At 42.8% G+C, this 13242-nt stretch carries 11 protein-coding genes; 4 read left to right on the forward strand and 7 right to left on the reverse strand.

What is annotated here, in order from left to right:
- The first annotated feature begins 54 nt into the window (after positions 1–54).
- Complete coding sequence (locus QL886_RS06295; RefSeq protein WP_290178133.1) at positions 55–1164, forward strand: 4-phosphoerythronate dehydrogenase; 1110 nt, start codon at positions 55–57, stop codon at positions 1162–1164.
- Between the two features lie 54 nt (positions 1165–1218).
- A complete protein-coding gene (gene epmA, locus QL886_RS06300) occupies positions 1219–2247 on the forward strand; it encodes an EF-P lysine aminoacylase EpmA (protein ID WP_290178036.1) in 1029 nt (342 codons plus the stop codon).
- 158 nt (positions 2248–2405) lie between these two features.
- Here the strand turns inward: epmA and QL886_RS06305 are convergent, their stop codons facing one another.
- The 6 genes from QL886_RS06305 to QL886_RS06330 all read right to left on the reverse strand — a co-directional run bounded on the left by QL886_RS06305 (position 2406) and on the right by QL886_RS06330 (position 7633).
- Positions 2406–3047: an NAD(P)H-binding protein gene (locus tag QL886_RS06305; protein ID WP_290178037.1), complete on the reverse strand. Its 642-nt coding sequence runs from the start codon at positions 3045–3047 to the stop codon at positions 2406–2408.
- 235 nt (positions 3048–3282) lie between these two features.
- Positions 3283–3732, reverse strand: a complete 450-nt coding sequence (locus QL886_RS06310) for a DUF188 domain-containing protein (protein WP_102093310.1) — start codon at positions 3730–3732, stop codon at positions 3283–3285.
- A complete protein-coding gene (locus QL886_RS06315) occupies positions 3732–5108 on the reverse strand; it encodes a 5-(carboxyamino)imidazole ribonucleotide synthase (RefSeq protein ID WP_290178038.1) in 1377 nt (458 codons plus the stop codon). The genes QL886_RS06310 and QL886_RS06315 overlap by 1 nt, the downstream gene beginning before the upstream one ends.
- Positions 5109–5305: 197 nt before the next feature.
- Positions 5306–5857 (reverse strand): 5-(carboxyamino)imidazole ribonucleotide mutase, encoded by a 552-nt coding sequence (purE, locus tag QL886_RS06320; RefSeq protein WP_082624535.1) that lies wholly within the window; start codon positions 5855–5857, stop codon positions 5306–5308.
- A 107-nt stretch (positions 5858–5964) separates the two neighbouring features.
- Positions 5965–6921, reverse strand: a complete 957-nt coding sequence (locus QL886_RS06325; RefSeq protein ID WP_290178039.1) for a metallophosphoesterase — start codon at positions 6919–6921, stop codon at positions 5965–5967.
- A 103-nt stretch (positions 6922–7024) separates the two neighbouring features.
- Positions 7025–7633, reverse strand: a complete 609-nt coding sequence (locus tag QL886_RS06330; protein WP_165598370.1) for a rhomboid family intramembrane serine protease — start codon at positions 7631–7633, stop codon at positions 7025–7027.
- A 427-nt stretch (positions 7634–8060) separates the two neighbouring features.
- On the opposite strand from QL886_RS06330, the gene QL886_RS06335 reads away from it, so the two are divergent.
- Positions 8061–9704, forward strand: a complete 1644-nt coding sequence (locus QL886_RS06335; protein ID WP_290178040.1) for a hypothetical protein — start codon at positions 8061–8063, stop codon at positions 9702–9704.
- A 302-nt stretch (positions 9705–10006) separates the two neighbouring features.
- On the forward strand, positions 10007–11602 hold the full coding sequence (locus QL886_RS06340) for an OmpA family protein (protein WP_290178041.1): 1596 nt from the start codon (positions 10007–10009) through the stop codon (positions 11600–11602).
- 112 nt (positions 11603–11714) lie between these two features.
- On the opposite strand, the gene nagZ is transcribed toward QL886_RS06340, so the two are convergent.
- Positions 11715–12791: a beta-N-acetylhexosaminidase gene (gene nagZ, locus QL886_RS06345; protein WP_290178042.1), complete on the reverse strand. Its 1077-nt coding sequence runs from the start codon at positions 12789–12791 to the stop codon at positions 11715–11717.
- Between the last annotated feature and the right edge of the window lie 451 nt (positions 12792–13242).

Raw genomic sequence — 13242 nt, forward strand, 5'->3', positions numbered from 1 at the left:
ATAAATAAGAATATGACAGAACCGACGAATAATAAGACCGATAAGTTAAGTACAATTAAAAATATCACTATTTTAGCGGACAGCAACATCACCAGTCTAAATGATTTTTTTAATGACGCTATGCTTAGTCAGCTGACTGAGCATACGGTTGATATCATTACTGTCGCTGGTCGAGATATCGATGCAGCGCTACTTACCGAAGTACGGCCAGATGTACTGCTAATACGCTCGGTGACAAAAGTAGGTAAGACTTTACTGGTTGATAATAACAGTGTGCAGTTTGTTGGGTCTGCGACTATTGGGACCGACCATGTAGATCAAGATTATCTAGCGTCTCGCAATATCACTTTCGCCAATGCAGCTGGTTGTAGCAAGCATTCTGTGGCTCAATATGTATTGACGGCTATCTTAACTTTGCGTCCACAGTATTGGCAGCAGTCGGCGTCATTAACATTAGGCATCATTGGTCTTGGCAATATCGGCGGCACGCTTGCTCAGTATGCCTATGATTTGGGTTGGCAGGTGCTAGGTTATGATCCCTTGTTACCAACCTCTAAAACTAATAATGCTAGCTTGGAGCAGGTACTTAGCCAAAGTGACGTGGTTAGTCTGCATGTGCCTTTAACCAATGAAAGGAATGCGACGAATTCTAAAGGTAGTGATTACCCAACACGTCATCTTATTAACGCAGCTGCATTAGTAATGATGCCTGCCGATACAATGTTAATTAATAGTGCGCGCGGACCTGTAATCGAGGAAAGAGCACTTGAAGCAGATATTGAGCGTACTGGGCGTCAAGTGGTGCTAGACGTGTTTGAGCATGAGCCAGAAGTCACAGCAAGCTTACTATCCAAACTCGCTATTGCCACACCGCATATCGCTGGCTATACGCTAGAAGGTAAGCTGCGTGGCACACAAATAATTTATGATGCCTTGTGTGAAAAATTAGCGATAACTCCAGCTCAATCTATGTCTAACTTGCTACCGCTAAATATGTTTTTGTGGTCTGAATTAAAATCGTATCCAGACAGATTGCCAAAGTTTTATGACATTATGCAGGATGATGCCTCATTTCGAAATAAAGCAATTGATGGGCAAGTAAATGGTGCTGACTTCGACAGTCTGAGACGTGACTACCACTTGCGTCGTGAGTGGCAGTTTTAAACGGCCAGATAGAATCTTTAGCAGCTAATCATTTATCAATCGCAGTAGAGCCCAATGACTCAAGTAAATAACATTTCTTCGCAGCTTATTACTTCTAAGCCTAGCTATGCACCAACCATGACACTTGCAATGGCACAACAGCGCGCGCAATTTATCAGTAGTATTCGGCAGTTTTTTACCAGTCGACAAGTGCTGGAAGTGCAGACACCGCTATTATCCCAAGCAGGCAATACAGACACTTTTTTGCAGTCTGTAGCAGCTCATGTGACCTATCAAGACCGTCCACGCACTTATTATTTGCATACCTCGCCTGAGTTTGCGATGAAGCGTTTATTAGCCAGCTGGCAAGTACCTATTTATCAGATTTGTCCTGTCTTTCGTGATAACGAAATAGGCACGCGTCATAATATTGAATTTACGATGCTTGAATGGTATCAACCTAATTATAGTCTGGACGAGATGGCAACTGAACTTAATGAGTTGTTAGAGGCACTTTATGGCCATTCAATTGTGATGAGCCATTATCGCTATGTCGATGCTTTTATGGACTTCGTGGGTATACATCCGTTGACAGTGAGTTTAACTGCATTGCAAGCCGTGGCAGAAGATATGGGTTTGACAGGATTTGACTTTAATAATGCTGATGATAGCGAAGAAAACCGTCGTCAGAGCTGGTTAGATTTGTTATTCAGTCATGCCGTAGAGCCAAACCTAGGTCATGATTTGCCGACATTGATTATAGAGTATCCACCTGCGACCGCTGCGTTAGCGAAGACCGCTGTGGACAAAGACGGTAATAAAATTGCGAAACGTTTTGAGCTTTATATTAATGGCATTGAAATCGCCAATGCTTATGATGAGCTAGCAGATGGTCAAGCATTACGTGACCGTTTTGAACAAGACAATCAATTACGTGCGCGTCATAATCTACCTCAAATGCCAATCGATGAGCATCTATTAGCTGCCTCCAATGATTTGATGCCATGTAGTGGTATCGCAGTCGGTATGGATAGATTGCTTATGGTGTTAACAGGTGCAAGCAGCTTGGAAGAAGTCATTCCTTTTCCCAGTGGGCAAGCATGATTGAATGAGCTTCTTTTAGATTAGCTGTAATCTAAATACATAATAAAAAGGTCGTTGCCGATTTACCAATTAAATATTGGCGAATCAATAACGACCTTTTGTATTGGCTGCTTTTAAAATTTAGCGTCCACAATCAATTTTGGTAATGCTAAACTTATTTATACGGTAGCAACTGCTTCATTGATATCGATATCACCATTATGTAGATTGAATACCTTACCTATGGTGTTATCCGCGCTTAATACTGCTGCTAACGTTGTCGCTACATCTTCGATTGCATTTTCACCAGAACTTGTATCATTAATAGTAATTTTACCTGTACCAACACGTTCTTTTAGTGCGCCTGGCTGTACGATAGTGTAGTCAAGCGAGCTGTTATTCACTAACCAGTGATCGGCATAGTGTTTAGAGATGTAATATTCTTTTAGATCTGCAATGCCTGGGTTTTCATCCCATTTGTCAGTTTCTAATGAGAAGACTGAACTCAACATAATATAACGTTTAATGCCTTTATCTTGTGCAGCCTGCATCGTTTTTACAGCACCGTGCAAGTCAACTTCTAAGACGTTCTTGCCACCAGATCCTGCAACAAAGTAAACAGCTTCGATATCCTTATCCATTTGCTTTTCAATAGAGTCTTTACTGGCTGTAATGTCTAAATCTAGCTGGGTATAGTTGTCATTATCAAACAACTTTTCTTTCTGACGAGTCGTGCCAATAACTTGATGGTCATCAGCCAATAACTGCTTAACCAAATCACCGCCCACTCGACCACTTGCACCAACGACTAAAATCTTCATAATCATTCCTATTCTTATTTAAATTCTATTGTTTAAATTATTCAGTAAGTTTATTTATCTTAAAAACCGAATATAGAGTAACAAAGATAGGTAGCACGCTTCGTTATAAAGCGTGCTGATTGAATAGTGTTTGGTTATAGAGTGTATACCGTTTGCAAGGAAGCAAACGTTGGCTAGATAATGTTATTTAATAGAAGACAGGATGGGTAGGCGTCAGATAGAACGATAAAAAGCACTAACGAACCAAGCGATTGAGACCGTCGGCAAAGGCTTTTTTATCTCGATCACCGTAGGGTTTTTGCCCACTCATTTCTTGCAATTCTAGGACACCAGTACCGCGCATAGTATCCATAAAGTCGCGCATATTGAGCTTTTGCTTGATGTTGTTCTTATCATAGACCACGCCGCGCGTCGTCAATACCATACCACCTTTATCCAAAATGTCATTAGCTAAAGGGATATCGCTAGTGATTGCCAAGTCACCAGCCTGTATCTGCTCGACGATATAATCATCAGCTTTGTCGAACCCTGATGGCACGACTGTCATAACAAGTAGGGGCGACTTGCGTAGCTTAATCGGCTGATTGGCCACAAATATGGCCATGGTCTTAGTACGTTCAGCCGTTTTAATAATCAAATCTTTGGCAATCAATGGTACCGAATCTGCGTCCACCCATATCTGCATTATTTTTTGGCCTTCTCAGATTTTGATGAGGGAGCAGTCGAGCTGTCTGCTTGGCCGTCTTTATTGTCTAGGTCATCAGCTTTGGCATCATTTTGAATACTGTTCTGAGTACTGTTTTTAGCATTAATCTTAGCATCGACATCTGCTTTACTATGCTGAGTATCTACACTTGCATATTCTTTATCTAGACCAACCTTGTTTGGCAAGATAGCAACCAGTTTTGCCATAGCAGGCTCTAAATCAGTCACGTCATTAGGCATCAAGGTGATATGAGCAATCTTGCGATCGTCACGCTCAGCCTTATGATAGCTATGATAATGAGCGCCATCGATATTTAGCACTGCACTGATATCGGGATATTGACCCAGTACATTCACCATAATTGCAGGATGGACGTTATCTGTATCGCCTAATGGCAAGTTGACTACGGCACGGATATGATTCTCAAACTGACTGGTAATAGCGCCTTCAATACTCCAGTGGCCAGAGTTGTGGACTCGTGGTGCGATCTCATTCGCCAGTATCGCATTATGACCGCGAGCATCTTTGGTGACGAACAATTCAAGCGCCATAACGCCAACATAGTCCAAATGGTTCATGACTTTGGTGATAGCATCTGTTGCTTGCTGGAACAGGTGACTCGTGCCAACAGCAGGGGCTTGAGTTTTGGCCAATATACCGTTGTGATGATGGTTTTCGACCAAATCGTAACAGCGTACCTGACCGTTTTGCGCTCTTGCTGCAATGATAGAGACTTCACGGCTAAAGTTAATAAAACCTTCAGCAATTAACGGCGCAGGTGTTGGCGTAAGTGAGCCTTTGCCGCTGACGGCGTCTTTTAAATCTAGCCAAGCAGCCTTAATATCACTGTCTTGCTTGATGACGAACTGTCCTTTGCCATCGTAACCACCTCGGCTGGTTTTTAGAACGATAGGCAGCCCTAATTCTTTACAAGCGTGCTTGAGCTCAGCTTCAGAATTGACTTCCATAAATGGCACGGTTGCAATATCTAGCGTGTTGAACATCTGCTTTTCTTTTAGACGATCTTGAGCGATATCAAGCGCAATCAGTGGTGGGAACATGCCTTGCTTGCTGCCAGATTTTGACAAGCTAACCAGCTGCTCGACCGTAGACGTTGGCGTGTTTTCAAACTCTAACGTAAAGACATCCGCTGCTGCGATAAAGCCTTCTAATTGATCGCTATGAAAGACACGACCGTATAAGCTGGCAGGGCATTCTGGATTGTCTTCTAAGAATACGCATTGGTAACCCAATGGCATAGCGGCTTCGGCAAGCATCATACCAAGCTGACCACCGCCTAAAATACCGATGGTACGAATGGTTTGGGTAACAGGATAAGCGTTTGCTGTAGTCATGGCAGGCTCTTTGAATAAAAGTGAATAAGGTGTTACGTCTATGAAAATCTAAAACTCAATGGGTGAAAATAGGAAAAGGTGCACCGTATGCACCTTATTTCTACTCGGAATTGCTTAAAAATATACAGTGATAGCTTCAGTCGTTAAGCTATAAATATAACAGACGCTGCTATAAAAGTAGGTCGACTTATATCTACCTAAGGATTGATAATACCTGGTGTTGGGCTAGCGAGAATGGTCTCAGTCTGAGACTGGCGCATCTGATCGAGCTTAGTAGCAATCGTATCATCATGCAATGCTAATACTTGAATTGCAAGTAGGGCGGCGTTATAAGCACCAGCAGCACCAATCGCCAAAGTACCAACAGCGACGCCTTTTGGCATTTGTACAATAGACAGTAGACTATCCCAACCGCTTAGCATAGATGACTTTACGGGGACACCGAAGACAGGTAGCGGCGTTTGACTGGCACACATACCCGGCAGATGAGCGGCACCGCCTGCACCAGCAATGATCACTTGTAGACCATTATCTTTTGCGCTTTTGGCATAATCAAATAATCTATCAGGCGTACGGTGTGCAGAGACCACTTCACAATCAAAGGCAATGTCAAAGTCTGCAAGCAATTGCGCAGCAGCACTCATAGTTGCCCAGTCAGACTGCGAACCCATGATAATGCCGACTTTTGGCTGACCAGCAGGGGAGGTGATTGGACCGTTCTGGTTAGCAGCAGTATTCGTGGTGCTCATGATTGGATATCCTCAAAAAGACCATCATACAAAAATTTTGCTACACTCGTAAAGCCAAGTTTGACTTTTAATACTGGTATGGCGCTAATTGCATTGATATCACGATTTTATATATGTTTCTCATCGTGATAATGCTGAACAAAGTGATTGACCGTCAATGGTAATGGTTGTTTGGTATCTAACTGATAACAGGTCAAATAGCCGCTATCTACTGCTGCAGAGTAGTCGGTACAGGCAACTTGTGGACTGAGTGGCTCAGGGGTGCCAGTGAGCCAATAGTGCCCGACAAACACAGGTTTATGAGTTTTTAGCACAAATTCAATATTTTCAGCCAACGCATCAGGCGGTATCTGGGCCAACGCGGACGATGGAGCGCGAGACACTTCACGAAGTGTGCGTGTATTTAGCTCATCTAGCCACCATCGTACTCGCACTCGCGTACGTTCGGTACCTTCTTTGTCTACCATCACAATACCATCAGGTAAGCCTGTTTCAACTCCTTTTAACACTCGCTCCAAAGCGTCAAAGGCGACGGTATCTTCTTTAGCCGTTGCGATTAAACCTGCTGGAGTCAGACAGTTATCATCAGTCAGAAGGGGCTTTAGTATTGCCATGCTATCTGTATCCCAGCAAGCATGCACAAAACACGCATAGTCGGTCTCAATCCATAATGGAATTTCGTATAGACGCTGCAACCAGTACTCATGCTGCTCTGAATCAAATGGTATCTCTGCTAAAAACGCCTCGTGTTGACGTCTATGGATATCATTGTGCGAACGTAAATACTGGCTAGTATTATCAGGATTAAGCGTGGCATATGCTAGCGCGTTATATTCATGGTTGCCCATCACTGCATCGGCTACATCGGCATCTAGCATTGCAAAGACAATCTCTAATGTGGCTAATTGCTGCGAACCACGATCGATCAGATCACCGATGAACAATGCCCTGTGACCTATTGGTGGCACAAAATGCTGACCGTTATGCTCATATCCCAACTGATGCAGCAGACCGATCAGTTTGTCTGCATAACCATGTATATCACCGATAATATCTATAATCATAATGTATTACTAAATCTCAAATGTAGAAGTGTACCCTGCACAAAATAGAGTTTATAAAATATAACTGTCGTTAAAATGATAGTTTTACTATACGTAAAAATGTCTAAAATCCCGGTGATAGCAACGCATTGATAAAATGCGGTAGTACTTTTGGTTCCAAAACAATCGTAGCGATAACGCCAAACGCACCGCCCCACATATGAGCCATATGATTGATATTTGAGCCACCGCGTCGATCAGCATAGATACTATAAAATATGTAAGCCACGGCAAATAGTATCGCAGGAATAGGAATCACGGCAAAGAGGTAAATTCTCTCCCATGGTGCTAGCAGAATAAAAGCAAATAACACAGCCGATACACCGCCCGATGCACCTAAACTCAAATAACTGGCGTTGTTCTTATTTTTCACGTAACTTGGAATCATGGCAACGATAATTGCCAATACATAAAAGACCACAAAACCGTAGCCGAATAAAAACGGCTGATATAGTCCTTCGATAGCACGCCCAAAGAAATATAAAGTAAACATATTAAAGAGCAAATGCATACTATCAGCATGAATAAAGCCGTGGGTCACAAAGCGATCCCATTGCCCATTGTTGACTGCTGGCGGGTAAAAAATCAATCGATTAAATAGCGTCTTGTTTTGCCAAGCTAATAAGCTGACAATAACGGTAATGATGATAATAAGGGTCGTATGGTTTAACAAAGGAAAATCCTTAGGCCGCGCCTGATATGTGACAATGCAATAAATGGCAATGCGATAAATGACAATGTTCAAAGCCTAAGCGTTAGGGCTGAGTAAAAACAAATATGACCATTAATTAATATATTGATACTAAGTTCAAGTTGCTCGTAACGTAATTAGTTAATACTAACAGCAGTTATGCTGATACAAATATCTATTATGTGACAAAACGATGCATTTTTATGCTTTTATAGTGAATAATGTAGCAGTGTACCATGCAACATAAGTGAAACTTTTAAAGCAAGGTTAAAGACGAGAGTAGTGTTCATTCATCCGCGCTGCAATGAATCTTTTAGACAAAGAAGCAAAATACACAAGTGACATGGACAAAAATAAAATAAGTGCTCAATTTTGCACATTCAAATAAGGCTGATAGAGGCAGTGGATTATGAACATTATTGACCAGCTAGAACAAACGGTAACCCCAGCTGTAATGGGTAATGATGACAGCAATAATGTCGCCTATGTCAGTTTACTTGAGCAGTTTTATGCTGTTTTGGCTGCGCGCCTAGCTGTGCCACAAATTTATTCACAGTTGCTGCGTACGGATCAAGTAATCACTAGCAGCAACAATGAAAGCCCTTTATTTGAACAAATATGGCAAGATAAAAGCCTGCAAGAAATTATCGTCCAAGAATTGTCAGCCACCCACCACATTGATGAGCAGACAACTGCGCAACTACTAATTAGTGCCGCGCCGTTGGCATATCGTGAGCTAAAAGTATTGGCCAATGGGCAGTTTTTGCCAGCATTTCTACAAGAGAAACAGGCTGCTTTACGTCCATATTTACCTATCTGGGCAGCCACTGTGATTACGGCTACTCAAGGTGTGGATCAGCAAATACAAACAAGCTTCAATTCAGATGATGACCATGTGTCAGTACATGTGCCAGTAAGTGACGACATATCGAATAGGCAAGATGATTCTACTTTAGATACTGGCATAGCTGGCATAGTCACACCAATAACGAACACTGATGCAGAAAGTATAGAGCAAATATCAACTGCTGAGCGCGCAAACACTGAAGCATTAGATGACAATACGATGGCCAATAGCGATGCTATTCATGCCAATCCAGCAGCCTACCATTTGGCAGAAAATCGTAACTTAAAACATGCGCAGGTGCGTACTCGTAATCAACGAAACGATCTACTAATACGTGTGTTTTTATTAATAGTAGCTTTGGCTGCGCTTGCACTAGCAGCATGGGCATTATTAGTGAAACCCAATAATGAAATACCAGTAGAACCCGTGGCCGCAGCACCTGTTGAACCACCGCCAGTACCCGTATCTCCTGTACCAACAACGACTCCTGTTGAGCTTATTGTCGGTGTAGACAACGGCGGCAACTTGTACACTTGTAGCGCGACCGTTGGCGATGCTGCGCTGCAAAGCACGTTACAACAGGCGCTTAATACAAGCTTTGGTGAGCAGGCGAGTATTTGTGAATTGAACATACAGGATGGAGTAGCAACCACAATCGCTAATATGCCTGCGGAGACACTGCCCAATGTCTTGACGATGCTTAGATCAACACCATTTGCACGTTTTCATGTGCAAAATGACCGCCTCACACTGGAGGCGCCAGACAATATGCTGCTGCAAAAACTGGTCACAGAAATACGAAGCTTAGTACCAGCGATGGTAGTCGAGAGTACAGCACCATTACCGTTGCCTGATAATAGCAATATTGATGATGCTACGAACAACATGGCAAACGCAAATAACCAGTTTGTAGATGATGGGGCGGGGATTAATAATCAATTCAATAATAATGGGTTAAATAGTAACTCTGGCGAATACCAAGCATCAGATGAGGATACTGGAGATCGTGTGATACCAACTCCTTTGCCTAACAATAATAGCTTTAATAATGCGCCCAACAATCTGCCTACTAATGGCGCGAGCAATATTCCCAACAACTTTCCTTCGAATAATCAAAACACCAGACCGCCAGGACCTTTTTCACCTTCAGAAGTGGATGAGATGGCAAACACGGTCATCGTTGCTGAACCAGCTCAAATTAGATAGTTTTTATAAGGCACGCTGTTTCATAGGGCGTGTCTTTTTATACGGCCTATCTTTTCATGCAACTTGGCTACAGTTACGTGTGCCAACCGAAACATTACTTACTGTATCATTTGCACAACAACGTACAGACTGTGAATAGCAGCTTAAGAATTTTATAATAATCAAAACCAAATAAAGTAGTTTGATGGATTTATCGCTATCATGATTACCTAATACTATAACGATTGAATACAAAAGAATGATATAGCTGCTTTTTGAGCGAACGAATGATATAAATAAAAAATTAAGGGGAGAGCCATATTATGGATATTATTAGCCACTTGACACGCACCGTCAGCCCAGCCGTATTGGAAGATGACCGTAGCCCAGCTAAGAAAAATCTACTAGAACAGTTTTATGCCATTTTTGCTGCTCGTCTTGCAGACAACGATACTTTTAGCCGCTTCGCTAATGAAAATATTGCCCGTGATGATAATGCTTTTTATGACCGTGTATGGACAGAAGGAGCACACCGCGACCAAATCTCTCGCGAATTGGCGGGCAAGCATAATGTCGATGCAACCGCTTCACGCGGCCTGATTGCGATGGCAGCGCCATTGGCTTTTCATGAGATCAAAAGCTTAGCTGGTACCACGCCCGTTCCACAATTTTTGAATGACAATCTGAACAGTTATCAGCATCATATCCCTGCATGGGCGGGTACTGTTTTGCCTGCTAGTGCGGTCGCTGCCACCTCTACGGCTGGTACATCGATTTCTGATACCACCAGTACAGCACCACTAGAAAAAGAAGAAGAGCCAAAAGAGAGCTTTATGAAAGCGCTGCTACCCATTATTGGTTTGATTATCCTAGGTGCATTGGCTTGGGCACTACTCAGAGGCTGTCAAGAAAACCCTGAGCCTGTAGCAACGCCAGCAGCTACAGTACAGCAAGGGGCGCAAGGTAGTGAGGCACTAGCGGTTGCAGGCGCGATTGAACCTGCATCACTGAGTATCGCAACTGGTGAAAATAGCGAGCTGTATGCTTGTCGTATGAGCGTGGGTGATGAGACATTACAAACCAATGTTATGAATGCTTTGACTGGTGCATTTGGTGATGAAGCAAATAAATGCCGTGCTGACGTTGATGATAATTTTGCAGTAGATATGCCAGCATCCGCTCAGTTGGCAACGATATTACCAATTATCAAAAATGTACCGAATGCGAGCATGATTATCAAAGGCGATAACATTACTGTTAATGCTCCTGATAAAGCTGCATTGGACAAGTTAGTTGCTGATTTACAAGCAGCTGCTCCTGCCATGACCGTGCAAGCTGAAGGTCCATTAGACCTACAAGGCGAGATTGACGATAGTCTGGCTGCTGCAGATGTGGCGATGACCAATCTGGGCGATAACCCAGATCCACGTGATGTTGCTCGCGCTTTAAGTATTCAGGTGATTAACTTCCAAATAGATGAAGCGGTTATACCTGAAGTCAATAAAGCGCTGTTAGACCGTGCTGCAGAAATCATTAATAACGTACCTGATATGAAGCTGATGATCGTCGGTCATACAGACAGTCAAGCCTCTGATACCTATAATATGGAGCTGTCTCAGGAGCGTGCTGAGTCAGTGAAAGCGTATTTAGTGTCTAAAGGGGTTGATACCAGTAAACTAACGACCAAAGGCATGGGCGAATCAGAACCAATCGCGGACAATTCAACTGAACAAGGTCGTTTCCGCAATCGCCGTATCGAATTTATGGTCAATGACGAAGTGGTCAGCGCCAATGATGGCATGATGATAAACAGTGATTCGCTAGATCCAGATATGAACCCATTAGATAGTAACAATGACGATTTGTTACCAGATGGCGATGATGCTACCCAAGATACTGCGGTAGACCCAAGCAATTAATCTATTTGTTCTTATTTTGATTATGGCTACGCAGTAGTAGTTAAATGACAAAAACCGCATCCTATAAAGGTGCGGTTTTTTGCATGCTGCTCGATGATAGTTAAGTAAGCTATTATTTATACAAAGTAGGATCTGTTGATTCTTTAGCAGTCTGACCATCAGCTTGGACATCAAAAAAAGTCTGAGTAACATTTTGCTTGGCTTGCTGCCAGTATTCAAATTGCTGGCAGGTAGACTCAAGATCGCCTTGCCATGTTGGGATGTTGCCGCGCATGGTTTTGATACGTTGCTGGTTAGGGTAAGGCAGATCTTGCGCAGCTTTAGCAGCCTCATGAGCAGCCACACGGTCGTTGCACACGAGAGCAATATCACAACCAGCATCAATGGCCGCTTTCACGCGAGCACTGACATCACCAGCCGCCTTCGCACCTGCCATCGATAAATCATCAGAGAAAAGTACGCCATCAAATTTAAGCTCATCTCGAATGATATCTTGTAACCAAATTTTGGAGAATCCTGCTGGCTTGTCGTCTACTTGCGAAAATATCACGTGTGCTGGCATAAGAGCGTCCAGACTATGTAGTGTTTGAGCAAAAGGTTGCATGTCGCTATTGATAATCTCATCTAAGCTACGCGTGTCGATGGCTTCTGATACGTGCGAGTCAGGAGCGATGGCACCATGACCGGGGAAGTGTTTACCAGTGGTTGCCATACCAGCCGCTTTCATTCCGCGCATAAACTGTGTTGCAAGCGCAGTGATGGCTTGCGGCTCATGATGAAAGCTGCGATCACCGATGACTTGGCTAATACCATCTCTATCCAGTACGGGCGCAAAGCTTAAATCAATTCCTACAGCCAGTACTTCAGCTGCCATCAGATAACCGCAATCGTAGGCGCAGCTAAGTGCTTGACTTGGGTCTTGATTGAATAGCTTACCCAGTCGACCCATAGCAGGTAGGGGCGTGAAGCCTTCACGCAGCCTCGCGACTCGTCCACCTTCTTGGTCCACACCGATAAGTATGTCCTGATTGTGATAACGTATATCGTCGCATAGTGCTCTGACTTGAGCCGCATCTGTGACGTTACGACCAAACAATATTACTCCGCCGACCTGTGCTTGTTTAATCAAGCTGACATCTTCAGCGGTCAAAGCGGTACTATCGATATCTATCATTAAAACGCCGTACATCGCGTGTTCCTTATTATTTTATATATGGTTATATTATGAGGGTGACTGACTAAGCCTGTCTTATCGCTTAGCAGTCATTGTTCAGATATCTTATTATGACAGTTATTGTTAATTGAGCATAATGTGGCAGATTATTGGGGTCAAATCAATTTGCTAATAGCCATTAGATTCAGTCATCAAATCGATGTTGATAGCCCTCAACTGCTATGTGTAATAAAAGTGATAGAAAGTTTGGTATGTACAGGTGTAGCGTGTAAGATTGCTTATACAGTTTGAGACAGTTCAGTATTTATGCGCGTGATAATATTGATTGATTTTTGACTATATATCAGTATTTAATAATGCATAAAGTATAAGAATAAAAACACAGTATTTATAGGTCATAACAGATTCGAGCATTTCTAATTCTGATAAATTACCCAATACTATTAACTTCAAATAACTAGGTACA

It is taken from the genome of Psychrobacter sp. APC 3281 (assembly GCF_030407815.1).
In the GTDB taxonomy this organism is placed as follows: domain Bacteria; phylum Pseudomonadota; class Gammaproteobacteria; order Pseudomonadales; family Moraxellaceae; genus Psychrobacter.

Excerpts from the sequence above, each read along its gene's own strand:
- epmA (WP_290178036.1), top strand. The coding sequence starts at position 1,219 with ATGACTCAAGTAAATAACATTTCTTCGCAGCTTATTACTTCTAAGCCT.
- QL886_RS06305 (WP_290178037.1), bottom strand. The coding sequence starts at position 3,047 with ATGAAGATTTTAGTCGTTGGTGCAAGTGGTCGAGTGGGCGGTGATTTG.
- QL886_RS06310 (WP_102093310.1), bottom strand. The coding sequence starts at position 3,732 with ATGCAGATATGGGTGGACGCAGATTCGGTACCATTGATTGCCAAAGAT.
- QL886_RS06315 (WP_290178038.1), bottom strand. The coding sequence starts at position 5,108 with ATGACTACAGCAAACGCTTATCCTGTTACCCAAACCATTCGTACCATC.
- purE (WP_082624535.1), bottom strand. The coding sequence starts at position 5,857 with ATGAGCACCACGAATACTGCTGCTAACCAGAACGGTCCAATCACCTCC.
- QL886_RS06325 (WP_290178039.1), bottom strand. The coding sequence starts at position 6,921 with ATGATTATAGATATTATCGGTGATATACATGGTTATGCAGACAAACTG.
- QL886_RS06335 (WP_290178040.1), top strand. The coding sequence starts at position 8,061 with ATGAACATTATTGACCAGCTAGAACAAACGGTAACCCCAGCTGTAATG.
- QL886_RS06340 (WP_290178041.1), top strand. The coding sequence starts at position 10,007 with ATGGATATTATTAGCCACTTGACACGCACCGTCAGCCCAGCCGTATTG.
- nagZ (WP_290178042.1), bottom strand. The coding sequence starts at position 12,791 with ATGTACGGCGTTTTAATGATAGATATCGATAGTACCGCTTTGACCGCT.